23 protein-coding genes are annotated in these 25124 nt (G+C 42.9%); 16 read left to right on the forward strand and 7 right to left on the reverse strand.

Going from position 1 to position 25124, the window contains the following annotated elements:
* Window positions 1–68 precede the first annotated feature (68 nt).
* Window positions 69–2741 carry a S8 family peptidase gene (locus AOQ70_RS00960; protein WP_059374527.1) on the forward strand — a complete coding sequence of 891 codons (2673 nt, stop codon included), beginning with the start codon at window positions 69–71 and terminating at the stop codon, window positions 2739–2741.
* Window positions 2742–2849: 108 nt separating this feature from the next.
* Complete coding sequence (locus AOQ70_RS00965; protein ID WP_059374529.1) at window positions 2850–3332, forward strand: hypothetical protein; 483 nt, start codon at window positions 2850–2852, stop codon at window positions 3330–3332.
* A 308-nt stretch (window positions 3333–3640) separates the two neighbouring features.
* On the opposite strand, the gene AOQ70_RS00970 is transcribed toward AOQ70_RS00965, so the two are convergent.
* The 3 genes from AOQ70_RS00970 to mmuM form a co-directional block, all read right to left on the reverse strand.
* Complete coding sequence (locus AOQ70_RS00970; RefSeq protein ID WP_059374530.1) at window positions 3641–4258, reverse strand: hypothetical protein; 618 nt, start codon at window positions 4256–4258, stop codon at window positions 3641–3643.
* Window positions 4259–4380: 122 nt separating this feature from the next.
* Window positions 4381–5784, reverse strand: coding sequence for an S-methylmethionine permease (gene mmuP / locus AOQ70_RS00975; protein WP_059374532.1), 1404 nt, complete (start codon window positions 5782–5784; stop codon window positions 4381–4383).
* A 38-nt stretch (window positions 5785–5822) separates the two neighbouring features.
* Window positions 5823–6761 (reverse strand): homocysteine S-methyltransferase, encoded by a 939-nt coding sequence (gene mmuM / locus AOQ70_RS00980; protein WP_059374550.1) that lies wholly within the window; start codon window positions 6759–6761, stop codon window positions 5823–5825.
* Window positions 6762–7096: 335 nt separating this feature from the next.
* Here mmuM and AOQ70_RS00985 point away from each other — a divergent pair, with 335 nt between their 5' ends.
* The 4 genes from AOQ70_RS00985 to AOQ70_RS19625 all read left to right on the forward strand — a co-directional run bounded on the left by AOQ70_RS00985 (window position 7097) and on the right by AOQ70_RS19625 (window position 9090).
* Window positions 7097–7927 carry a YitT family protein gene (locus tag AOQ70_RS00985; protein WP_039176179.1) on the forward strand — a complete coding sequence of 277 codons (831 nt, stop codon included), beginning with the start codon at window positions 7097–7099 and terminating at the stop codon, window positions 7925–7927.
* A gap of 98 nt (window positions 7928–8025) precedes the next feature.
* On the forward strand, window positions 8026–8343 hold the full coding sequence (locus AOQ70_RS00990) for a PadR family transcriptional regulator (RefSeq protein ID WP_039176181.1): 318 nt from the start codon (window positions 8026–8028) through the stop codon (window positions 8341–8343).
* Complete coding sequence (locus tag AOQ70_RS00995; RefSeq protein WP_058837248.1) at window positions 8336–8923, forward strand: DUF1700 domain-containing protein; 588 nt, start codon at window positions 8336–8338, stop codon at window positions 8921–8923. Before AOQ70_RS00990 ends, AOQ70_RS00995 begins: the two co-directional genes overlap by 8 nt.
* Window positions 8920–9090: a hypothetical protein gene (locus AOQ70_RS19625; RefSeq protein ID WP_197414590.1), complete on the forward strand. Its 171-nt coding sequence runs from the start codon at window positions 8920–8922 to the stop codon at window positions 9088–9090. The genes AOQ70_RS00995 and AOQ70_RS19625 overlap by 4 nt, the downstream gene beginning before the upstream one ends.
* 68 nt (window positions 9091–9158) lie before the next feature.
* On the opposite strand, the gene AOQ70_RS01000 is transcribed toward AOQ70_RS19625, so the two are convergent.
* Window positions 9159–10376 carry a multidrug effflux MFS transporter gene (locus AOQ70_RS01000; RefSeq protein WP_059374534.1) on the reverse strand — a complete coding sequence of 406 codons (1218 nt, stop codon included), beginning with the start codon at window positions 10374–10376 and terminating at the stop codon, window positions 9159–9161.
* 213 nt (window positions 10377–10589) lie between these two features.
* On the opposite strand from AOQ70_RS01000, the gene AOQ70_RS01005 reads away from it, so the two are divergent.
* Both AOQ70_RS01005 and AOQ70_RS01015 read left to right on the forward strand, forming a co-directional pair.
* Entirely contained in the window at window positions 10590–11126 is a 537-nt protein-coding gene (locus AOQ70_RS01005) for a GNAT family N-acetyltransferase (RefSeq protein ID WP_058837250.1), read from the forward strand.
* Window positions 11127–11502: 376 nt separating this feature from the next.
* On the forward strand, window positions 11503–12039 hold the full coding sequence (locus tag AOQ70_RS01015) for a DUF402 domain-containing protein (RefSeq protein WP_082700795.1): 537 nt from the start codon (window positions 11503–11505) through the stop codon (window positions 12037–12039).
* Between the two features lie 39 nt (window positions 12040–12078).
* Here the strand turns inward: AOQ70_RS01015 and AOQ70_RS01020 are convergent, their stop codons facing one another.
* Window positions 12079–13692, reverse strand: a complete 1614-nt coding sequence (locus AOQ70_RS01020; RefSeq protein ID WP_039176194.1) for a S8 family peptidase — start codon at window positions 13690–13692, stop codon at window positions 12079–12081.
* A 187-nt stretch (window positions 13693–13879) separates the two neighbouring features.
* Between AOQ70_RS01020 and AOQ70_RS01025 the strand changes: the two genes are divergently transcribed.
* The 4 genes from AOQ70_RS01025 to AOQ70_RS01040 all read left to right on the forward strand — a co-directional run bounded on the left by AOQ70_RS01025 (window position 13880) and on the right by AOQ70_RS01040 (window position 18366).
* A complete protein-coding gene (locus AOQ70_RS01025; protein WP_059374536.1) occupies window positions 13880–15361 on the forward strand; it encodes an amidase in 1482 nt (493 codons plus the stop codon).
* A gap of 37 nt (window positions 15362–15398) precedes the next feature.
* Entirely contained in the window at window positions 15399–15971 is a 573-nt protein-coding gene (locus AOQ70_RS01030; protein WP_231730800.1) for a TetR/AcrR family transcriptional regulator, read from the forward strand.
* Between the two features lie 80 nt (window positions 15972–16051).
* Complete coding sequence (locus AOQ70_RS01035) at window positions 16052–17074, forward strand: quercetin 2,3-dioxygenase (RefSeq protein ID WP_058837254.1); 1023 nt, start codon at window positions 16052–16054, stop codon at window positions 17072–17074.
* Between the two features lie 158 nt (window positions 17075–17232).
* The gene (locus AOQ70_RS01040; protein WP_059374537.1) at window positions 17233–18366 is read left to right on the forward strand and encodes a zinc-dependent alcohol dehydrogenase; all 1134 of its coding nucleotides are present in this window, start codon (window positions 17233–17235) and stop codon (window positions 18364–18366) included.
* Between the two features lie 181 nt (window positions 18367–18547).
* Here the strand turns inward: AOQ70_RS01040 and AOQ70_RS01045 are convergent, their stop codons facing one another.
* The gene (locus AOQ70_RS01045) at window positions 18548–18985 is read right to left on the reverse strand and encodes a MarR family winged helix-turn-helix transcriptional regulator (protein WP_039176203.1); all 438 of its coding nucleotides are present in this window, start codon (window positions 18983–18985) and stop codon (window positions 18548–18550) included.
* A gap of 262 nt (window positions 18986–19247) precedes the next feature.
* On the opposite strand from AOQ70_RS01045, the gene AOQ70_RS01050 reads away from it, so the two are divergent.
* The 4 genes from AOQ70_RS01050 (at window position 19248) to AOQ70_RS01065 (ending at window position 23646) form a co-directional block, all read left to right on the forward strand.
* On the forward strand, window positions 19248–20756 hold the full coding sequence (locus AOQ70_RS01050) for a class I adenylate-forming enzyme family protein (protein WP_059374539.1): 1509 nt from the start codon (window positions 19248–19250) through the stop codon (window positions 20754–20756).
* A gap of 66 nt (window positions 20757–20822) precedes the next feature.
* Window positions 20823–22205, forward strand: coding sequence for an amino acid permease (locus AOQ70_RS01055; RefSeq protein WP_058837256.1), 1383 nt, complete (start codon window positions 20823–20825; stop codon window positions 22203–22205).
* Window positions 22206–22305: 100 nt separating this feature from the next.
* On the forward strand, window positions 22306–22671 hold the full coding sequence (locus AOQ70_RS01060) for a VOC family protein (RefSeq protein ID WP_025092526.1): 366 nt from the start codon (window positions 22306–22308) through the stop codon (window positions 22669–22671).
* A 114-nt stretch (window positions 22672–22785) separates the two neighbouring features.
* Complete coding sequence (locus AOQ70_RS01065) at window positions 22786–23646, forward strand: alpha/beta fold hydrolase (RefSeq protein ID WP_058837257.1); 861 nt, start codon at window positions 22786–22788, stop codon at window positions 23644–23646.
* 40 nt (window positions 23647–23686) lie between these two features.
* On the opposite strand, the gene AOQ70_RS01070 is transcribed toward AOQ70_RS01065, so the two are convergent.
* The gene (locus tag AOQ70_RS01070; RefSeq protein WP_059374541.1) at window positions 23687–25114 is read right to left on the reverse strand and encodes an alanine/glycine:cation symporter family protein; all 1428 of its coding nucleotides are present in this window, start codon (window positions 25112–25114) and stop codon (window positions 23687–23689) included.
* Window positions 25115–25124 lie beyond the last annotated feature (10 nt).

Consider the following 25124-nt stretch of genomic DNA (forward strand, 5'->3'; position numbering starts at 1 on the left):
ACAGATTCTACTAAATGTATTTCTGTGATATTCTTCCAAGGTATCATAAAAGATAAGGGGGTCTTTTCATGTTCAAAAAGCAGGTCAAATCCTGTGTGGTCGTACTCATGGCCATCATTCTATGTATGGCAGCATTACCTGGATACGAGGCAGCAGCTGCCAGTCATGGAACAGGAACAAGTGTCAATGAAGCCATTGGGTTAAAAAATGGTGAAGTCATCTCAGGTACATTACAGAATGAAAAGGAAGAGTCATGGTATCAAATCACGCCATCTGCACAAGAGGTGGCAAAACATACACACATGCAAATTTCTGTGAAAAGTAAACAAGTGCTGTCCGTATCGGTCTATCCAAGTAAGGACAGAGCGATGAAGGATGACACCTATTCAAGGTATCGAGTAGACACAGCAAGCGGAGAAACAGAGATCAACTTCCCGCATGCATGGTCAGGTCCCTATTATGTCAAAGTGCTTTATTTAGGGTCAGAGGAAGACAGCCGTGATGAGGAAGAGGATGCAGCATATACAATCGGATATAAAGGAGCTAACCTTCCGCCTTCTGAACCCGTTTTCCCTGAAGAAGATGAGCCTGAAATCATCATTATTGAGAAAAAGTACGGGCGTGAAATTCTTCAATCGATTCGTACAATCGAAGATAAACGATTTAATGAAACAGCAGAAGGTCAAAAGCTTTCGCGTCTGTTCCAAAAAACAAAACCGTTTCTCAAATCGAAGCTCATCAAACATCAAAAAGAGCAGCAAAAGGTATACAATCATCTGCTCACATTAAAAACACTGCTAAGTGACGTAGAGAAAAATGGTGCATTTAGCGGCCATATCGTAACAGAAAAAGAACAGCAGGCGATCAGCTCCCTTTTTGACATGCTCAAAGAAGCAAGTCCGGCTTATTTAAAAAAGGAATTAGAAGCTGTCAGTCAAAAAATTGGCATTGATCAGCTTGAAGGAAAATCAGCTGGTTATGTATTAGAGAAACAAAAGCTTGTAAAAGAAGAGAAGGTTAAAACGAATAAGATCATTTTTAAATTAAAGGATGGCCAAACACTTCAATCTGCGAAAAAGAAGATGAAAAGCTACGGTATCCAAGAAAATCGTGTGACATCACAGTCAGTCAGTCCTTTATTCAAAGGCATGTATGTCTATGATGTACCAGCAGGGCAAGAATCAGCTGGAAAGACACTAAAAGCAGGCAAAGCGGCGATCAAGAGCACGGCAAGAAAGCTTTCCAGCATGCCGAATGTTGAATTTGCAGAGCCTGTTCAAACGTATCGCGCGCTAAGCAACGACGCGCAGTATGATTATCAGTGGCCGCTGAAAAACAGTGCGCAAAACAGTGGGAAAAAAGGCGCTGACGTCAAATTTGAACAAATGAATACACTAATTGGCTCAAGCAAAATGAAGCAAACATTAATTGCTGTGGTGGATACAGGTGTAGACAGCCGTTTGACAGATTTAAGCGGGACTGTTCGTGCAGACTTAGGTGCGAATCTCATTGGGCGAAACAAAGATGCGATTGATGACAATGGACACGGTACGCATGTGGCAGGCATCATTGCCGCAAAATCCGATAACCATTACTCAATGGCAGGTCTCAACCAACATACGGGCATCATTCCAGTGAAGGTGCTGGATGCTTATGGATTTGGAGATACAGAACATATTGCACTTGGCATCAAGCATGCAGTGGACAAAGGCGCAAAGGTGATCAACATGAGCCTTGGCGGCTACTACAGCAGAGTGATTGAATATGCAATGAATTATGCTGCACAAAGAAATGTACTAGTCGTCGTGGCAAGTGGAAATGATGGCGTACCAGAAATGGGCTACCCTGCGACGTCAAAATACGCAATGGCGGTTGGCGCAAGCAACCGTATGGATATTGCCGCTGAGTTTTCAAGTTTTGGCAAAGGACTGAGCATGTCAGCACCAGGTTCTGATATTCCGAGCTTAATGCCTGATGGGAACGTCTCATACCTTAGCGGGACATCAATGGCGACACCATATGTGGCAGCAGCAGCAGGATTACTGCTTTCTAAAAATCCATCCTTGAAGCCAAATCAAGTGAGAAATCTTTTGCAAAATACAGCAGATGACATCTCATTTAAATCTATTGATGGAAAAGACGACGTTTTCTATGATGAAAACGATGAACCAATTGTTGATCCGAAAATTCCAGGTGTCGATTGGATGACAGGACACGGCAGACTGAATGCATTTGCTGCATTAAGTGCTGTCGAATTGAATGCATCTGTGAGCAAAGTGGAGGATCAGCATCAAAAGGTGACAGGTAAAGCAAAAGCTGGCGCTGCTATTTCTGTGTATAGAGGAAAAACCCTGCTTGGAAAAGGCACAGCAGGCAAAAAAGGAACCTTTAGTGTGAAGATTAAGCATCAGAACAAAAACAAGGTCCTTCACATTAAAATTTCAAAAGGAAAGGCCGCTACGACGCTCAAAACCGTCGTGAAAAAAGGCAAAGCACCAGCTAAGCCGAAAGTGAGCAAAGTAACAGTCAAAAGTAAAGTGGTCAAAGGGACTGCGGGTGCAGGCTTGACCATTAAAGTGAAAAACAAATCAAAGAAAGTCATCAAAACAGTCAAAACCAATAGCAAGGGCGCATTTACTGCCCAAATAAAACCACAAAAAGCCAAAACGGTTTTGTATGTGACCGCTTCAGATGTGAGAAAAAGAGAAAGCAAAGCAGTAAAAGTGGTTGTGAAAAAATAAAAGAAGAACTTCCCTTTCTAAAAAAAGGGAAGTTCTTTTGTTTTATACTGGAAAAATACCAATTCCTGTCGATAGTAATATAGTAGGAAATAAAAGGAGGATTTATCGATGAAAAAAATCATGTTTGCTTTCTTTCTATCATTGCTTCTCGTATTCCCAAGCTTTGCACATGCTGAAGAAACAGGTGCAGTACCAGCATCCGTACAAGTGACAAGTGTCACAGCAGCCGATAGTGGGATAGTGAATTACGGCTATGGCAGTAAATATCGTGTGGGTTCTTATTATCCAGCTACGTTTAAAGGGACACTAAAAGATGCAAGCGGAAACCTCATGCCTAATCAGCCGATCCAGCTTTATTTTGAAGCAGCAATCAAATCATATGCTCAAACAGCGACAGGCACAACAGACGAGTATGGACAGTTTTCACTCACGTTTCAAGTTCCTGCAGGTGCAGGCTACCAATCATACAATAATGCAGGCTGGTCAACACATTACTACGATATCGTTCCAGTGACGTTTACGTCAAACGACATCAAACTATCTTCAAATGTCACAAGTGTGTACCATTTGGCGTATACATCACGTTACTAATCTCATAGAAAAAAAGGATGTCATCAGGTGACATCCTTTTCTTTTTGTTAGCAAACCTGCTGGGCGGCAACCGAAAGAGTCGATAAACAAACACTCATCAGCCGTTACTCCCAGATTCGATCGAGCGTTTAACTTTTAATCTTAAGCTTTGATGGATAAGAACTTTTACACTTGAACTTTGATCCTTGAACGTTCAGCTTTGAGCTTTTATCAAGGATCATCCTAAGATGATCATCAGATGAGGAGGGAATGACCTTTCCCTCGGAGGTGTTTAGTTCTATCAATTTTCGGCTCACTAACAAAATCAATTAATCGATCTGTATTTTCGTCAGTGTATTGCTTTCAGACAAGGAAAAATCAACTTCCATTTGGAAATCTTCAATTTCTTTCGAAAGCTGTTCAATTTTTACTCGAAGGCGAAGCGGATCGATGATCACTGCCTCATTTTCAGCTAGAAAAGACTTCACGATCTCTTGGTTGGCAGCCGCTTGTGTCTTTCCATCTTTCCCAAACAAGGTTTCTAAATGCTGATCAAGTCTCCTTTTCACATCTTCATTCGTTTGTTCTGCTTTGTCAACCAGCTCTTTGTACACTTGTTTCATTTTCCGTAAATAACGAATATCGTAGTCTATCGACGTCTTACGTTCAATCGCCTCTGCCACCATACGGACACCTGCTACATCAATCATTGTGGTTGCATTTGATACAACGATGGCAGATTTGATGGCATTCCGGCGTTTGATTAAAGCTTGAATCGATTGATCATCAGCCTTCGCCTTTTTTTCAACTTCTTCTTGATTCTGAAATCCGTGCTGTATATGTTTCCCGATCATCAATCCGCCAAGTATGGCGTCATCAACAGTTCGGTTGATTCTTTTATCTAACATTTTCAGTTCACTTAATGCTCTTGTAATGGTCATTTCCATATTCACGACAACTCCCTTGGTTCATCCTGAAAATCATAGATTCCTATCATATACCAAAGTGTGCTTCTTTTACTAGTGATATCCTTTTTTGTCAGCTGCTTTATATAGAAAAAACCTGATGTTTATACACCAGGTTTTTCTCGTTTTTTCTGAATCCAAGCTGTCGCATAATAGGCAGCATAGCAGAGCGCAATGAAAGGAATGCCGCAGATGAGGGCAATCCGCTGATTTGGGTCAAAGGCAATGCCAATGACAGATGCAAGACATAGGAGGAAGGCAGCAATCGGAACCACTGGATAGAGCGGGGTTCGAAAGGACAAATCATGAAGCTGTCCGCCTTCCTGTAAAAATCTTTTCCGAAACATCAACTGTGAGGCAGCAATTCCCATCCATACAACCACAACGGCCAGTCCGGAGATTGACACAAGAACAAGGTATACCGTTTCTGGTGCGATCACACTCGATAGCAATGAAAGAATACCACCGATCATACTTAAAATGAGTGCATTCAAAGGAATTCCTTTTGATGTCAGTTTCGCCAGTTTTTTAGGAAGTGTCCGTTCTTCAGAAAGCGACCAAAGCATACGAGATGACGCGTATAATCCTGAGTTTGCGGCAGATAAGATCGCGGTCAGGATGACAAAATTCATGAAATCTGCGGCATAAGGAATCCCGATACGATCAAATACCACGACAAATGGGCTTTTGATCACCCCGGCTTCTTCTACTGGAATCAAGCCAGCCAAAACAACGATCGTTCCAACGAAAAACAGGACGAGACGCAGGACAGTTGTGCGAATGGCTCTTGGGATGGTCTCGTCAGGATTGACGCTTTCACCCGCAGCAATCCCAATCAACTCCGTCCCTGAAAAAGCAAAATTGACAGCAAGCATCGTCATTAAAATCGGTAAAAAGCCGTTTGGGAAAAGTCCGCCTTCGCCTGTGAAATTAGAAAAGAACGGAGCGGCCTCACCGCCCTTTAATGGAATCAAACCAAACATTGCAGCTCCGCCAAGAATAATAAAGAGAATAATAGCCATCACTTTAATACTGGAAAACCAAAACTCTGATTCTGCAAAAAATTTGACTGTAAATGCATTCAGTAAAAAGATGAGAAGAGCAAAAACACCACTCCACATCCAAACCGAAGTGTCTGGAAACCAGCGCTGCATTAATAATCCTGCCGCTGTAAATTCCGAACCGAGTGCCACTGTCCATGTCAGCCAGTATAGCCAAGCGACCGTATAGCCTGTACCAGGTCCAATGTATTTTGTTGCGTACGTATGAAAAGCCCCTGTGACCGGCATAGCGACAGACAGCTCACCTAAACAAAGCATCACGAGGTAGACAATTAATGCCCCCACAAGATAGGCAAGAATGGTTCCCGCAGGTCCGGCCTGATTAATGGTATACCCAGAGCTTAAAAAGAGCCCTGTCCCAATGACGCCGCCTAGAGAAAGCATGAACAGGTGCCGGCTCGTCATTTTTCGTTGATATTGTTGTGACTGATCTTTTGCTTGTTCCATGTCTTCCCGCCCTTTTGCTTAGAAGTATGTGTGATGATTCATGATGTGGTTCGTTTTAAGATGTTATTGATATCTTCTGGAGTCGTGCGGCAGCAGCCGCCGATGATATGCGCGCCGTCTTTGTACCATTGATACGCACATTCGCCAAAAGTAAGATGTGACGTATCACCGCTCCAAATCTTTTCTTCAGGATCATATACTTCACCTGAGTTTGGATACACCACAATCGGTTTGCTTGTTCCTTTTTTCATTTCTTGAATGAGAGAAGTGATAAATTGCGGCGGCGTACAGTTCACGCCGACAGCAGCGATTTGTTCATAAGGTTCAAGTGCCTGTACACATTCCCGTATGGAGTCACCTTCACTAATGTGCAGGCCATCCTTTGCGCTGAATGTGATCCAAGCAGATACCCCGCTGAATTCATCCCGCAGCAGCTTTGCGATGGCTGTTGCTTCAATCAAACAAGGAATCGTTTCACATGCAAGAATATCTGCTCCCGCTTCTACTAATGCCTGAATTCTTGGTCTGTGAAAATTAATGAGAGCCTGCTCAGAGAGTCCGTAATTTCCCTTATATTCTGAACCATCAGACAAATAAGCGCCGAATGGCCCCACAGATCCAGCGACAAAGGGTTTTGTCCGCCCTTCACGACGCGCTTCATCCTGCCAAAAAAGATCGCGTGCCTCTTTCGCTAAAGTGACAGATCGTTTCATGAGTTCAAGCGCTTCTTCTTTTGTATAGCCTTTTTCAGCAAAGCCTTCAATCGTTGTTTGGTAGCTGGCGGTTGTGGCACAGTCAGCACCTGCTTGGAAGTAGTCCAAGTGTACTTGCTGAATCAATTGTGGCTGTTCAATAAGTATTTTGGCTGACCATAAACTGTCATTTAAGTTACAGCCCTTTCGTTCAAGCTCTGTTGCTAATGCACCGTCTAAAATCAAAGGTGCGTGAGCCTGTAAACGGCTTTGAATAGGATTCATCGGAATCAAACAGCCTCCTTTTTAGATCGGATTTGATGGGTATGATATGAGGCAGTAGTTTAAATGACTAAAGCGTTTTTGTCAAGGAGAGGAAAAAGCATATTAGGGCGCGAAAACCCTGAAAACATGCGGGTTTTGATGCATAAAAATGCAGTCAAAATAATAGAAAACCAAGTCATTGACAGCCTCTAAAAAGAGATATATATTATGGAAAGATTGATTTCAGAAAGCTTCATCAAAAGGCGCCGTCTTTTGATTTTTATGTTGTCCAACGACTGTCTTCTTTCGTGCAGAAAGAGGGTTTTTTATATGCTTAAAAAAGGAGGAAAGAAGAATTGAAAAAATGTGTAAAAGATATAACGATGATTTTAGTTGGTTCTTTTTTATTTGCCGCAGCAGTGAACATGTTTGTCATTCCGCTTGAATTTGGTGAAGGCGGCGTAACGGGGCTGTCCATCATTTTTTATTATTTGTTTGAGATTGCACCGTGGCTGACGAACCTTGTGTTGAATGCGATCTTATTACTTGTGGGATATAAATACTTGGACAAGAAGACCACGATTTATACGGTGGTTGCCGTCGCAAGTAACTCTCTATTTTTACACTTGACCACAACATGGGTCGTGAATGTTCATGAATTGATCATTGGAGCAATTTTTGCAGGAATTATCATCGGTATCGGGATTGGTCTAGTGCTAAGAGCAGGCGGAACAACGGCGGGCTCTGCCATTCTCGGAAGAATTGCCAACAAGTATTTAGACTGGAACGTGAGCTATGCCATCTTGTTCTTTGATCTGATCGTTGTATTTGCTTCCTACTTTATTATTGGTGCGGAAAAATTAATGTTTACCATTGTGATGCTGTATGTGGCGACAAAGGTGATGGACTTCGTGATAGAAGGACTTAACACGAAAAAGGCAGTGACGATTATTTCTTCATGCAAAGATGATATTGCGGAAGAAATCAATCACACCCTGGACCGAGGCGTAACAATTTTAAACGGACGCGGTCATTATTCAAAGGAATCGAAGGAAATTCTTTACGCAGTCATTCAAAAGCAAGAGCTCATGCGCCTCAAGAAAATTATTAAGAAAATTGATCGAGACGCATTTGTGGTTGTCCATGACGTGCGCGATGTGTTCGGAGAAGGATTTGTGAATATATAAAAATGAAAAGACCCGAAAAAGGGTCTTTTTTTATTCTTTATACCTCTTGTCACACAATACTATGTAATGTATAGTATAAAGAGTTAGGAGTTGTAAACATGAATGCACAATTAAAAAAAGGATTACTGGAGTTTTGTGTACTGGCGGTATTAAAGAAAGGCGATTCCTATGGTTATCAAATCATTAAAGATATGTCCCGTTGTATTGAGATTTCAGAATCGACATTGTATCCGATTTTAAAGCGTTTAGAGCAAAACAATTATGTGGAGACCTATTCCCAGGAACATAACAGTCGATTAAGAAAATACTACCGCATGACAGAAAGCGGGCGGGAGCATATGGCGCAGTTTTTAGAGGAATGGGATCAGGTGATGGCGATTTACGACTTTATTTCTGGAGGACAGGGCAATGAATAAAAAAGAATTTTTAAGCAGCCTAAAGAAGCATCTGCATCTTCTAGGCGACAAAGATAGTGATCGGTTTATCGAATACTACGATGAAATAATTGAGGATTATCAGGAAGATGGCTACAGTGAACAGGAAGCGGTTCAACAAGTCGGGCAGCCTGCTATGATCGCTGAAGGGATTATGAAGGAACAAGGAATAAAAACCGTTCAGGTGCCGACGTTTGGAGAAAAAGCCACAAGACTCTCCATTCTCATTTTAGGTTTTCCGTTATGGGGCAGTATTCTAGCAACAGTCTTTCTACTGATTCTTTCTGTGTATATGGTGATTTGGTGTATTCCACTCGTGACAGGTACAGTGACGCTGGTTGGTCTGCTCGGAGGTTTTTGGAGCATCATTGGTTCTCCATTTATCTTTCAGGACGGTTTGCATGTGGTGGTGACGCAGATTGGCGTTGGTATTTTTCTATTAGGTGCCGGATTATTAAGCGGCATAGCCACGGCGTATTTGACAAAGCTATTTGTGCAAATAACTATTCAAACCACTAAGGCATTCATGGGAATGTTTAAAAAGAAGGTCGTGAGAGTATGAACGTGAACGATTTAAAAAAGCAAGTCATCAAATGGGGAATCATCTTCACCGTTGCCGGAGGAATTGTTATGGCAATTGGTTTTGGCATATCAGGCTTTGATCTAGATGTATATCACAACAATGACCAGAGCAACGTGTTCCGCACCATCAATTGGAGTAAGCCATAATAAATGAAAAAAGACAAAGAGCTAAAATCAAGATCATTTTAGCCCTTTGTCAACAGTCTAAAACCCGCTTATGCGGGTCTTTTTTTCGCTCGGGCCACAAAGAAGAAATAACAGCAAAGTGCGCCTAGATCACAAAGCATAATGATCAGACCCATTGGAAAGGCTGTTTGGCTTCCGGCTAGTCCGACAAGAGGTGTCATGCAAGCGCCTAGCAGCATTTGCGCCACACCGATCAGTGCAGCTGCACTTCCTGCATGTGCCCCGTGATGCTGCATCGCAAGAGACGGTGCAGAGGTTCCGACAATTCCAACGCTTGATACCACAAAAAACAGCGGAATGAGAATACCGTACAATCCTGCATCAATCGAGATCATGAAAAATAAAGTGACTCCCCCTAATGCAGCTGTCAGCAATCCAATGCGAAGGACTTTCTCTTCACCGATTTTCGCAGCGACTCGGGCAAATACTTGTCCAGCTGTGATGATCCCAAGACTATTCACTGCAAAGGCCGCACTAAAGCCTTGTGGAGAAAGGTTAAAAATATCCTGGAGCACAAACGGTGACCCGGAAATATAAGCAAACATCGCTGCGAATACAAGACCTTGTGCGAGGGCATATCCAACAAATAGACGATCACTGGCTAAAATTTTCATCGCGCCTGCAATCTGTTGAAAGCCCCCGGTCTGTCTACGCTCCGCAGGTAAGCTTTCTTGCAGTGAAAAGATGGATCTCAGCAGCATCAATGCCCCGAGAATTCCGAGTAGGACAAATACACCCTGCCATGTCGTGAAGCGTAAAATTTGTCCACCCACAATAGGTGCTGCTGCCGGAGCCACCCCGTTGACTAACATCAGCAGTGCAAAGAATTTCGTCATTTCTGATCCTTCATAATGATCTCGCACGATAGCTCGTGCAATGACAATGCCTGCTGAACCAGCAAGTCCTTGAATCAATCTAAGAAGAATGAACATCCAAATCGATGTGACCACTGTACAAAGAAGTGATGCCGCTATAAAGATAATCAAGCCAATCATCAGCGGTTTTCTTCTGCCGATCGTATCGCTGATCGGGCCTGCAATCAGCTGGCCAAGCGCCAGTCCAATGAGACAAGCCATGAGACTTAATTGGGACAACGCCGTACTTGCCTCAAAATCACGAGCAATATGAGGCAATGCAGGTAAATACATATCCATTGCCAGCGGAGCAAGGGCTGTTAAAGATCCGAGCAATGCGGCAAGGAGAAATCGATTTTTTTTCGAGTCTTGGGGATAAGATAAAGAACTCATATGATGACAACACTCCTCGTATACTTCCTCAACACAGCATAATGAATCAAGCGTTCCTTTTCAATGAAAAATTTTCAAAGATGTTTCCGTGCAAAATGATTGATCTTTCGAATGAGACTCTTTACATTGAATGAGTAGAGAAAAGAGTAAGGCTATCACATGCAGTGATTGCATGATACGTATATCCACTAATAGAGAGCAGGAGGTGCTGACATGAAGCAGCAAGAGCTAATCATTCGTCAAGCAGTCAAAGAAGATCATGAGGCCATCAGGAGCGTGCTGATCAAATCCTATGCACAGTATGCGCCTCAATTTACAGAGGAAGGCTGGCAAGATTATTCTGCCGCGCTTGCAGCAGCTGTAGATAATCCGAACATGGAGCTGATGCTGGTGGCGGAGCTTGACGGCAAGGTTGTGGGGACGCTTCAAATGTTCCGGTCATCAGAGCAAGCATATGACAATCCAGAAATGGGCATTACATCAGCCATCGTCCGGTTTTTAGGAGTAGATCCCGATGTGAGGGGAAAAGGAATTGCAGAGTCGTTGCTGCGTAAAAGTATTGAACTAACGCAATCATGGGGCGAAAATGTCCTGTATCTGCATACATCTGATAAAATGCAGGCCGCCATTCGCCTATATGAAAGAATGGGTTTTGAGCGTGCGCTTGATAAAGATTTTGTGAGCTCGAGTGGGACGCATGTCAAGAGCTATCAATATGTGATCAAGAAAGAACAGCCGGCAGGTTCATAATATAAACGTGCAGCAAAAGGAAGAGCTTACGTCCATGGGCAGCTCTTCCTTTTTTTAATTTACGCCCACAGTGCCAGCGCCCAATATGATACCCCCCATGAGATGAAACCGAACATGACAAAGAATTTTAACATGCGCTCATAAGGAGACAGCTTTCGTTCTCTCTTCGTTTTCACTAGCTGTCAATAAAGGGCAAAGCCGCAAATAATGAGGATGATTTGTCCAAGCTGTGTAAAGTTTTCAAGAATCGTGATTCCGTTCATTTCTTTTCACCTCATCATTCATCTTCCAGAAGTAAAAGCGCAATCCTTTATTTCTTCAAAAAAAATCGGTGTATACTAGAAAGAAACGAGTGTTTAGAGGGAGTTGTGACATATTGTTTTCGCTGCATGCGGATCGTTGGGATGAAGTCATCGAGAGAAAAATCAAATACGATCAAAAAGTTGTGGAACATACCTGTCAGCTGTTAGACGCACAGAAGCAGCAGGCTGTGCTGTTTCACAAGATTGAAGACCCGTTTACGATGAGGGCAGGTGATGGTGCTCTGACCATTCCAAAAGGGAGCTATACGACCGCTTATTATTGGAAGGGTCGTCCTTACAACATATATTTCTGGAGAGATGATCAAGGGAAGGAACTAGGATCTTATCTTAATATGGTGGGAGATACTCAGTTCAACGGCCAGCTGGTCATGTTTGAAGATCTCATTATTGATCTACTCGTTCTTCCGAATGGTGATGTCTTTGTGCTGGATGAAGATGAATTGCCGGAGAGTTTAGCGGATTTTGAACATGGTTCGGTGCAACGGGCATTAAAGGGCGTGATGGCTTCGTTAGAAAGCATTCTCGATCAAGTGAGGGCAGATGCCGAAGGAAAATATCATCACAGTTTGTTTGAGCCGATGTTGAAATAGAAAAAACGATTCCTCGCTGAAAGGAATCGTTTTTTTTTGTTAAACCTTAATACGGTTTAATCGTTTTTGTAAATTGGTTTTTGTTTTGGAGGCTTTTAGCTGTTTGACAGCGCTTTGGGCCGCTGCTTTTGTTTTCTTTGTTCGTTTCGCTTCCGCTTTTTTGACCTTTTGTTTAGCGTCTGTCACTTTCTTTTGATAAGCGACTTGTTTTTTGACTTTGTCGAGCCGGTTTTGCAGGCTTGTTTTTTCTTTGCCTTTGTTTAGTTTTTTGATGGCCGTTTGAGCACTTTTAATAGCGCCCTGTGTTTTGTTTTTTTCGGCTGTTTTGACCTTTGCACGTGCCGAGCGGATATCAATGGCTGCTTGGACTTTCTTCACCCGTTCTGTGAGTGCTGTTTTTTGTTTGCTTGCAGTGAGCCGGCCAATTCTTGTTTTGGCTTGATTGACATCTTCCTGCTTTTTAGATGTTTCGGCTTTTTTAACAGCACTGGCCGCAGCCTTTAAAAAGGAGGATTGCGGCACATATTGCACGCGGCCATAGCCGAATTGTGGATCCCTCCCTTTTGCACCAAGATCCACTGTATAGCTGCGCAATAAAGTGCGAAGCTGTGCATTTGTTTTCTTCGGATGAAGCTGCTTTAACAGTGCCAGCATTCCTGTGACATGCGGTGCAGCTTGTGATGTACCCGTTGCATACCAATATTCATTTTTTAAATAAGTGCTGATGACGTTCTGGCCAGGGGCAGAAAATTCAATCCCTTTCCCTGTATTCGAGATAGACGCGAGTTTGTCTTTGTCAGTCGTTGCAGATACGGCAATGACGCTATTGTAAGCGGCAGGGTAGCTAATATGATTCTTTTTCCCATCATTTCCGCTTGCAGCGACTACAAGTAGTCCTTTTTTATAGGCTTCATCCACTGCTGAACGCAAGATGGGGATATTGTCTTCAAAGCCTAAACTTAAATTAATAATGTCCATCTTGTTGGTAATCGCCCAATCGATGCCTCGAAGCAGACTATATAGATCGCCTTCTCCCGTTTTATCTAACACTTTCACAGCATACAGCTTCACACCAGAAGCGACGCCAACTGTTCCATAATCGTTATTAAGCGCACCAATCGTGCCGGCGACATGTGTGCCATGTCCTTCATCATCTTTATAAGAGGATGTGTAGTTCACGAATGATTTACCGCCGGCTACCTTTAAATCCTCGTGTGAGAAAATGCCAGTATCTAAAACGGCTACTTTTACATTTTTACCAGTGACGCCTTCTTTTATTGCTTGTTTTATATTGAGTTTTTGCAGGTTGTAAGATTTTTGTACCAATGCATCCTGATTAGTAGCAGCGGCTGTTTTCTTCACAGTAGAAGCTGCGAGTTTAACCTTTACGTTTTTTGAGACGTAAGCGATGTTTGGGTCTTTTTTGAGTGAGGTGACCGCTTGTTCATCTGCTGTCACAGCGACCGCGGGAAGATGTATGTACTGTGCGTTCACTTTCTCACTTTCCTCAATAGCTGTTTGTTTCCCTTTTTGATTTTTATAGACGATGATAACATCTGTTTCTTTTGACGGTGCAGCTGCCTGCGAATGGAAGGGCAAAGCAGTTGTCAGCGCAAGAAGAAACGCGATGACGATCAATATTTTCCTTTTCAAGGCGTGGCTCCTCTCATCCGATGATCTCGGTCTTTTTTTCTCTATTATATCGGAGAAAGCAGAGGGATGGGATAGTAGAATTGTCGTCTTGTTGAGAAAGTTATTTTTACTAGTAACCTGAAATTGAAATTCATAGAATTCTAGTAGACAATAGAGACATCAAGATAAGAGAAAGAAGGACATGTTGATGAACGTAAAAGAGTATATGACGTATGATGCGACTGGCTTAGCAGCACTTGTGCGGAATAGGCAGGTAACGCCCGAGGAGCTTATGCAGGCTGCATTTAATAGATTGAATGAGGTCAATCCAGAACTAAACGCTGTGATACAGACGAGACAAGATCAAGTTTTAAAAGATATCAAGGAGTTACATGAGTATCAGCCATTTGCAGGCGTTCCGTTTGTGCTGAAAAATATATCACAAGGGATTAAAAACGAACCGCTGACAGCAGGCGCTTTGCTGTTAAAGGATGTAAAAGCCAACTCGGATTCGCACTTTGTTGATCGATTGAAGCAGGCTGGTTTTCTCATGATTGGGCATACAAATACACCGGAATTCGGTTTAAGAAATGTGACGGAACCTGCGTTACATGGGCCAACGAGAAATCCTTGGAATACGGACTATTCTCCAGGCGGCTCAAGCGGCGGGACAGCAGCAGCTGTTGCAAGCGGCATTGTACCTGCTGGCGGAGCAAGTGATGGCGGTGGTTCCATTCGGATTCCAGCCTCCTTTACCGGTTTGTTCGGTCTTAAGCCTACGCGGGGAAGAACGCCGGTAGGCCCAGGCGCAGGAAGGCAGTGGCAAGGGGCTTCCATCGACTTTACACTCACAAAAACCGTGCGGGACAGTGCAGCCCTTCTTGATCTTCTTCAAGTCATTCAGCCCGAAGCTGCTTTCCAAACTCCGTTATACGAGGGCAGTTACCAAGAGGATCTGGTGAAACGTACATCTTCTATGCGAATTGCTTACAGTGTAGAATCTCCAGTTGGCACGAAGGTCAGTGAGGAAGCGAAGCAGGCGGTTCAGCAAACAGTGAAATGGCTGAGTGAGCAAGGTCATCAAGTAGAAGAAGCCAAGCCGGAAATTGATGGGGTTCATCTCATGCAGCAATATTACGTGATGAACAGTGGAGAAATGTCTGCGTTATTCACTTCCTTGGCTCGTTCCTTAGGGCGTCCAGTAAAGCCGGAGGAAACGGACATCGTGGCATGGGTGCTGGCGGAGGCTGGCAAGAATGTGACCGCAGCTGCTTATACAGAAAGTCTTGATGCGTGGGATCGGGCTGCTGCACAAATGGCGTCATTTCATCAAACCTACGATCTCTATGTGACACCAGCTACTGCCTATTCAGCTCCAAAGGTTGGTGAGCTTATGCATTCAGATCAGGAAACAGCCGAACTTTTACGTGTGTCATCTCTTTCAATGCAAGCACAGCAGGATCTTATTTATGATATGTTCCTCAAGAGCTTGACCTACACCCCATTTACACAGCTTGCCAACTTAACAGGTCAGCCATCAATGAGTGTACCGGTTCATCTCACTAGCGCGGGCATGCCTTTAGGGGTACAGGTGACAGCGCCTAAAGGGAAAGAGGACTGGCTGCTCAGGCTTGCGGCGGAAATGGAGACATCCTCGATTTGGAAAGGAACTAGACAATTAAATCGATAACGCATGATAAGCGACTTTGGTCTATGGAGGGAAAAGAGTGTCACACGTGAGTACGAAGGATAAAATCATTCAAACGGCAGCACTTCTTTTACGTAAACAGGGATACCATGCGACAGGATTGAATCAAATTATCAGAGAGAGCGGCACACCTAAAGGCTCTCTTTATTATTACTTTCCAAATGGAAAAGAAGAGCTGGCCATTGCATCTGTTGAATACATTAGTCAAAAGGTCATCAATCAAATTGAAGAAGGCTTTGCTTATTCGGATGATCCGTATATCGCCATCGATCGTTTTATGACAAACATCATTCGAGGATTTATGGAGAAAGAAAGTGAAAGAGGGATTCCAATTGTCTTGCTGGCGGCAGAGTCAAAGCCGGAAAACACGCAGCTCCATGTTGCATGCAAACAAGAAATGATCCGCTGGCAGGAGCTTGTAAAAGAAAAGCTAATGAACAGCGGGTATGAAGAAAACAAAGCGGATGAGCTGGCTTCTCTCCTTCACTCAATGGTAATCGGTGGTCTATCGATGACGACTGCACTCAAACAAACGACTCCTTTAGAACACGTAAAAAGTTACCTTAGACACTTATTTATGCGAGAAGAGTAAAATCTCTCGCATATTGTCTATCTATTATATCAATTGGTCTATATAATATAGATAGTCAATTCGTCATGAGGAGTGATGGGATGTCGGAGCAACCGCAATCGATCAAGCAATCCGAAGGTACCTCTTTTTATACCATGTCTGGTTCAGGAAAACTGTATGGGCTGGAGAATCAGCTTGTTCAAATGCTGGCAGAAGCAAATCAAACGAATCAGCTGTTTGAGCTTGCCTTAATCACAGGTGGGAAAGGAGCTTATTTCCCGCTGCACTGTCATGAGCACTTATTTGAAACCATTTTTGTGCTGGAAGGAAAGCTTGAAGTGATGCTGGACGGTAAAAAATACATGGTAACTGCCTTTGATTATATTCATATCCCGCCCAAAACGATTCATGGCTACAGAATGCATAGTCATAAAACAAGATTTATTTCATATACGCTGGGCGGAAAAATGACAGATGTCTATCAGCAAATTGGGAAGAGGCTTTTTCAGAATGAATGTTCTATGATGAATCATGCTTTCGATGCAGCCAGTTTTCAGCAGGCTGAAAAAGAAAGCGATATCATCCTGATGCATGGAATCAGAGAACTGTCCAATACAACGAGGCCCTCCGTTTTATTTCATAGTCAGCTCCCTCAAAAGGTGCAGCCTTATGTATTAGAGGCTGGTGAAGGGAAGCAATACATCATTGATGGTCAGATTCATGAGCTGATTGCAACAGTAGAAACAACAGGGGGCGGATTCAGTCATTTTGTGATTGAAGGAGCGAAGGAGAAATATTTCCCGCCGCATTATCATCAAGTTCATACTGAAGCGCTCTATTGTGTTGAAGGGAAAATGAACCTTCATTTGAATGGAGAAGATATTTGCTTGATGCCGGGTGACTTTGCCTATATCCCGCCTGATACGATTCACTCTTATGAATTTATGTCTCATTCAAATAAAATGTTGGTTTTGCTGCTACCAGGAGAAATTGAGCAGGTGTATGAGCAGTTTGAAGAATCTCCAAGACAAAGTATATGTCCCTATTTTATTCAAGAAGGGAATTTCATGTTCAATCGGGAGACTTCAACTCAATATGATTTGTTTTTTGTCGAAAAGGAATAAGTGTGTAACGCGTTACACAACATTATGAGTCTGTCGAAACAATCGACAGGCTTTTTTTGTTTTTTGCCTCCTCCACATAAATTTCTCATTTGATGAATGAAGCATTCATTCAAGGTGAAGCTATGTAAAGATGACTTGAGCTAAAGGAGGAAATGCATGTGAGAGCCGTTACTTATCAAGGGAAAAATAGCATTGCAGTGAAAAAAGTAGATGCACCGTCGATTCAAGATCGAGAAGATGTGATTATACGGATTACATCGACATCAATTTGTGGATCAGATTTACATTTGTATCAGGGGAATTTCCCGCTTCCAATCGGCTATGTGATTGGGCATGAACCAATGGGGATTGTGGAGGAAGTTGGCCCGGATGTCACAGCCGTAAAAAAGGGAGACCGTGTCGTCATTCCATTTACCGTTGCATGTGGTAAATGCCAATATTGCGATCATCACTTAGAAAGCCAATGCGACAACTCAAACCCGCACTACGACTCGGGTGGACTTTTTGGCTATAGTGACAAATATGGGAATTATCCCGGAGGACAGGCAGAGTATTTACGCGTACCTTTTGGAAATTACACCCCGTTTAAGATTCCAGAGGATTGTGAGCTGGAGGATGAACAATTGCTGTTCTTATCAGATGTCCTGCCAACCGCCTATTGGAGCGTAGAGCACGCAGGTGTGAAAAAAGGCGATACGGTCATCGTGCTAGGCTGCGGACCTGTTGGGTTAATGGCACAGCAATTTGCTTGGCAAAAAGGGGCGGAACGTGTGATAGCCGTCGATTACATCGATTACCGCCTGCGGCATGCAAAACGGATGAGCGGCGTGGAGGTTTTTGACTTTACAGAAGATCCCGACATGGGAGAAACGTTAAAGGAGCTCACAAAGGGCGGGGCCGATGTTGTGATTGATTGTGTGGGAATGGACGGGAAGAAGTCGCCGCTTGAAAAAATTGAGCAAAAGCTCAAGCTGCAAGGCGGAACGATCGGACCCATTCAAATTGCCACAAAAGCCGTTCGCAAGTGCGGAACAGTGCAGATGACGGGTGTGTACGGCGGCCTGTACAATATGTTCCCATTAGGTGCTTTTTTCGCAAGAAACGTCACCTTGAAAATGGGCCAAGCCCCTGCTCGAGGATACATGTCAAAACTCTATCAAAAAGTGACAAGCGGTGAAATCGATCCAAGAGCCATTATCACACACAAATTGCCATTAGATGAAGCTGCTCATGCGTACCACATCTTCAATGACAAACAGGATGATTGTATAAAGGTCGTCTTAAAGCCATAAAAAGAAGGCTTAGGGCGTATAGACAAACCCTCGCATTCGGTGCCAGGTCTGTGTGCCGGTGCTCACGAATGTTCAATTCGCTCCGCTCCATTACTCATCCTTCCTAGGGCTGCAAAGGTTTTCGATCACTCTGAAAAGAAGTTTAGCCCTTTGTCAAAAATCTAAAGGCTTAGGAGTATTCCTAAGCCTTTAATGTGTGCTCGTCCATCATTTTTTCGATTAATTCAAAAAATGTTTTTTTATCTTCCTCTGAAAGGTGGTTGAACAATTGATTCACAAGCAGCTGGCGATTGTCGATCATTTGTTTAGCAATTTGTTCACCCAATTCAGAGAGTTCAATCCACACAGTCCGGCGGTCATTATTATTTCGAGAGCGGATAATCAGCCCTTCGTCTTCTAAGTGATTGAGAGCGGTTGTTGTTGCAGAGGGAGATAATGAAACTTCCTGAAGAATATTTTTCACAGTACATGATTGATGGCGGTAGATGATACGTAAAATAAATCCTTTAACATTCGTGACGTTTTTCGGAATATTTTCTTCATCTAATTGTTTCGTCGCCTTTAAATACTTTGTCAGTGCATGGTCTAACAAACTTGCCTCTAGCTCGAAATGTTGCATTCTCCATACCTCTTTTCCTATTGCATTCGCATTTTCCGATCAATTACTAGGTCTATCTTATCATAATAATCATCATGATTTAAACCAAAATGGAAGACGGCTATAAAATTACCTATATTATCAATTAATAAAAGGAACAATTCCAAAATGAAATGATTTTACTTTCAGCTGTTTTTATTTTAGAATGTGAATGAGATAAAATCTGCCAACCCAATTCGCTGGAAATTGGCTATTGGAAATCAAACGTTTGGAGATGAAGATATTGAATACTTTACAGGCATTACTAAACGACAGAATGGAACGCTCTTCACAAATTGAGGCGGTAACTGGCGGAGGTGTGTCTTATACATTTGAAGAATATGCAAAACGCATCGACCAGCTCGCTCATTACTTACATCAAAAAGGAATTCGAAAAGGCGATCGCGTTTGCTTTATTTGTCAAAACCATCATCACTTTTCAACGATTATGCTGGCAGCCATTAAAGCAGGTGCAGTCGCAGTTCCGCTTAGCTGGCAGCTTACTTCTTTTGAGCTGGAAGGGATTTTGAAAAAAGCAGATCCAAAGGCTTTATTCTTTGATCGAGAATTCCGTGACATTATTGCTGCGGCGGATGTTTCTTTAGACAACTGCCTCATGGTAGAATCTGGTGTGAATGCGAAAACAACGCAGCTGTTTGAAGATATATTGGCTTCAAATGATGGCAGTGATCTTGCAGAAGAGGTATCAGAGGAGGATCTAGCGATGATCTTATTTACCTCTGGGACAACGGGTAATCCAAAAGGCTGTATGGTTGGACATGGACGAATCTATCAATTTTTAACAAGACGTGGGAATCGAGGATTTGACTTGAAAGGAAAGCGGTACTTAGCGAGTCACCCTCTGTATCATATGAGTTCAATTAATCACCTGATCGCCGCTGCGATTGAAGGGTATACGCTTGTTTTCTTACATGATGCAACACCGAAGCGCATTTTAGAAACAATTGAAAAAGAAAGAATCACGTTCATGATGGCTTTCCCTTCAGCTTATACGTACATGTTGGAAGAAATGAAGCGTGGTTCGTATGATCTTTCATCCTTTGAAATTGCGATTTCTGGCGGTACGAAGGTGCCGGTCCGTTTGATTAAGGACTACAAAGAAGCAGGCATTCAGATGATGCATGGCTACGGAAGCACGGAAGCATGGGTTGTCAGTGCGTGGCATCCTGCGATGGGCGAGGATAAAATGGGCTCTGCTGGTAAAGTGGATCCAGATGTAGAAGTGAAAATCGTTCATCCTGAGACAGAGGAAACACTGCCAGCTGGAGAAATTGGCGAAGTCGTCATGAGAAGTCCGTTTTATTTCTTAGGCTATTATCATCAGCCTGACGCAACTGCGAAGGTACTCAAAGATGGCTGGTTCCATATGGGAGATGCAGGCTATCTAGACGAAGACGGTTTTCTATTTATCACAGGCAGATACAAAGATGTGATTTTATACGGCGGAGATAATATCTACCCTGATCAAGTAGAAGAAGTCATTGAACAAATTCCGGGTGTGATTGAATCAGCTGTCATCGGGGTGCCGGACGAATTATATGGTGAAGTGCCAAGTGCATATATCATAAAAGACGAATCCGCCGATTTCTGCGAGGAAGATGTGGTGAACTATTGTCAGGAACGTTTGGCCGATTACAAAGTGCCATCCATTCATTTCATCAGTGAACTGCCAAAAAACAAGCTTGGTAAAATCATGAAGAAAGATTTACGTGAATTGGTTGTGAATGCTTAGTACCTATTCTGCTATAATGAAATTTGAATGATTTTTTGTTTTTCTAACGTTTTGGAGGGAAAGGGTTTGCGACATATTCTTCGTAAGAAACACATTCACGATTTGTTGGAACAGAGCAGACAGCAAAAGGTAAAGAAAACGCTGGGCGGGCTTGATCTCACGCTTCTTGGTATAGGGGCAGTGATTGGTACAGGGGTTATGGTATTAACTGGAATTACAGCAGCTAAGGATGCTGGACCGGCTGTCATTTTCTCCTTTGCGATTGCAGCCATTGTGTGCAGTTTGGCAGCACTTTGCTATGCAGAAATGGCATCAGCGCTTCCTGTATTCGGCAGTGCATACATTTATTCATATACAACTATGGGCGAGCTTGTAGGCCATTTGATGGGCTGGACCTTATTATCTGTTTATATGCTGACAGCTTCAGCTGTCGCCAGCGGCTGGTCGAGTTATTTCAACAGCCTGCTTGAGGGATTTGGAATTTCGATTCCGCATCAATTCTTAGCGGGGCCAGAGCAAGGCGGATATATGAATCTGCCGGCGATTATCATTGCTTTACTGATTGCGTGGATCTTATCTAGAGGAACGAAGGAAAGTAAAAAATTTAATAATATCATGGTGTTTGTGAAACTCGGTATTATTGTTCTTTTCATTGTAGTAGGCGGCTTTTATGTACAGCCAGCCAATTGGCAGCCATTTATGCCGTTTGGCGCAGAAGGCGTTATTGCCGGTGCTGCTGCTGTATTTTTTGCCTTTTTAGGATTTGATGCGATTTCTGCTTCAGCTGAAGAGGTGAAAAATCCGCAGCGGAACCTGCCAATTGGGATCATAGGTTCATTACTTATTTGTACGATCATTTACATTGTCGTTTGTTTGGTCATGACAGGCATGGTGCATTATACAAAGCTGAATGTCACAGAGGCTATGTCCTATGTCCTGCAAAGTGTACATCAAAATAGCGTGGCTGGTATTATTTCTGTTGGTGCGGTCATTGGATTGATGGCTGTGATTTTCGCCAATAATTATGCGGCAACTCGAATTGCCTATGCGATGGGCCGAGACGGACTTTTGCCTAAAGTGTTTTCAAAAACAAACAAAAGCGATACGCCTGTTGCTAGCATATGGATGATTGGCGGAATGACAGCTGTTATTTCAGGCTTTATTGATTTGAAGGATCTGTCCAACTTAGCGAATATCGGTGCGTTATTAACGTTTGCCATGGTCAGTTTATCTGTGCTTATTTTGAGAAAGACACATCAGCAGCTTGAGAGGGGCTTCAGGGTTCCTTTTGTGCCGGTTTTGCCGATTATATCAATGGGCTGCTGCTTGTTCCTTATGCTCAACTTACCAGGCCGGACATGGCTTTACTTTGGGGTTTGGCTGTTAATCGGTGTCGTCATGTACGCAGCGTATTCAAACAAACACAGTGAATTAGCGAAATCTTCATGAGAAAAAGGTGCAAATCCGTTGACGATTTGTGCCTTTTTTCATACGATTTGGGATAAGCTATAAAAGAGATAATGGACGGAACAAGAGGAGGATGAGGGATATGATTAGTGTTAGTCCTTATATTGTTGTAGAAGATGTGAAAGAATCTCTTCAATATTATCAAGGGATTTTTGGTGGGGATATTCAAATCTTAAATGAACATCAAGACCGTGTCCTGCATGCTGAATTGCATCTTGGGGAATCACTGCTTCATTTTTCAGATACGTTTGGACGCACGCCAAAGCCAGAGAATCTCAGATTGATCATGCAGTTTGACAATGAAGAAGAACTAAAGGCTGTCTATGAAGCGCTGGAAGCTGATGGAGATGTACTGGTTGAATTACAGGATACCTTCTTTGGCGCACTTCACGGACAAGTACAGGACCGGAAAAATGGGTTGATCTGGGTTCTGAATTATATGAAATAGACTAAGACCTTCACACGAGTGTGAAGGTTTTTTTGTGAGTGTTTTTATTTTCTGAAAAATGGAAAATATGCTATGTTGGAAGAATAAAAGGACAAGGAGAAGGGTGGCAAAGGAATGGAACAAATTGAGTTTCAATCAATCCAAACAAATGGTATAACACTTCATACAGCAATGGCTGGACCGGAAAATGGCCCGCTGCTTGTACTGCTCCACGGGTTTCCTGAGTTTTGGTACGGCTGGAAAAATCAAATCATCCCCTTGGCTGAGGCAGGCTATCGTGTTGTCGTTCCTGATCAAAGAGGCTACCATCTAAGTGACAAGCCAGAAGGAGTCGAATCCTACGTATTAGATAAATTGAGAGATGATATTGTGGGTTTGATCAAGACGCTGAGCCCGAACCAAAAGGCGATTGTCGGCGGACATGACTGGGGCGGGGCTGTTGCTTGGCATTTGGCTTCGACCCGTTCTCAATATGTCGAGAAATTAATCATTGTGAATATGCCGCATCCGCGGGTGATGATGAGGGTTCTTCCTTTTTATCCGCCGCAGTGGAAGAAAAGCTCTTATATCGCTTTTTTTCAGCTCCCAAATGTTCCTGAGGCAGCACTTCAAGAAAATCACTTCCAAAAGCTGGATGAAGCCATTGGGCTTACTGCAAGACCACATTTGTTCACGAAGGAAGATGTCTCAAGCTACAAGCTCGCTTGGACGCAGCCAGGCGCCTTGACCTCAATGCTGAATTGGTACCGAGCCATTAAAAAAGGCGGCTTTGAAAAGCCAATTTCAAAACGAATTCTCGTTCCTGTTCGCATGATCTGGGGGATGGAGGACAAATTTTTAAGCAGAAAGCTGGCGAAGGAAACGATTAAGATCTGTCCAAATGGCCAGCTGATCTTTGTCGATGATGCCTCTCATTGGATCAATCATGAAAAACCAGACGTCGTCAACAAACTCATACTCGAATTCTTGACATAAAGAAAAAAGCTCTGATCAGAGGACCAGAGCTTTTTTTGATTTATCCAATTTGATTCTTTTTCAATGCAGCAGGTTCGTCGTCCCAGCATTCAATTTTCTCATTGTTTGGAACGGCATTTTTATAGAAAACAGGATCTTTGCCTTCTTTTTTCTGTCTCGTGTAATCCTTCAGTGCTGCGAAGGCGACCTTAGACAGCATGGTAATAGCAATGAGGTTGACGATGACCATGAGTCCCATGAATATGTCAGCTAGCCCCCAAACAAGATCAACTTTAGCAATTGAGCCAAACAAAACCATTCCTATAACAGCAACGCGGTATATGTTTAGCCAAATTTTGTTGGCTCCCAGGAATTCAATGTTCGTTTCCCCATAGTAATAGTTACCAATCAATGTACTAAACGCGAATAGGAAAATCATGATGGCAAGGAATCCAGATGCCCATGGTCCAATGTGCTGACTGAGAGAAGCCTGTGTTAATTCAATTCCTTGCAAATTTGTTGTTTTATACGCATCAGAAAACAGGACAAGGAAGGCTGTGCTTGTACAAATAATTAACGTATCTGTTAACACGCCGAATGCTTGGATTAATCCTTGTTTAACAGGGTGGCTCGTTACAGCCGTTGCTGCTGCGTTAGGTGCACTACCCATACCAGCTTCATTTGAGAAGAGACCGCGTTTAATCCCTTGTAATAAAGCACCGCCTAGCGTACCGCCAGCGAACTGTTCAAACCCGAAGGCGTGTTTCACAATCGTGCTGATGACACCAGGAAGTTCAGTAATATTGGTCACAATGACAAAGAGCGCAATACCGATGTAAGCAACAGCAAGCACAACGACAATATATTCAGATGCCTTTGCAATCGCTTGAATTCCCTTGAAAATAATTGCGGCAAAAATAACAGCCATAATGATACCGATAGTTAAACGATCGAGACCAAAGGAATTTTTAAAAGCAACAGTAATTGTATTTGATTGAACAGAGTTAAAGACGATTCCAAAAGAAATCGTAATCAGGATTGCAAATAAAACCCCCATCCAGCGCTTGTTTAGTCCTTTTTCCATATAATAAGCAGGTCCACCGCGGAAGCCTGTTTTGTCTTTTACTTTATATACTTGAGCTAGTGTACTTTCAACGAAACTTGAAGCAGATCCGATAATGGCTACGATCCACATCCAAAAGATGGCACCAGGGCCACCAATGGCAATAGCGATGGCAATCCCTGTGATATTACCTGTTCCTACGCGTGCTGCCATACTGATGGCAAATGCTTGGAACGGTGATATTCCCTCTTTTTCTTTTCTTCCTTCTTTCAGGACACGCAGCATTTCTTTGATCATTCTCACTTGCAGGAAGCGTGTTCTATATGTGAAGTACACCCCAACACCAAGTAACAGAGCAATCACAATATAAGTCCAAATAAAATCATTTGTATGTGTTAAATAAGATAGCAAAGCTTTTTCGTTCATAACATCACCT

The sequence above is a fragment of the Bacillus sp. AM 13(2015) genome (genome assembly GCF_001518755.1).
In the GTDB taxonomy this organism is placed as follows: domain Bacteria; phylum Bacillota; class Bacilli; order Bacillales; family Bacillaceae; genus Bacillus; species Bacillus safensis.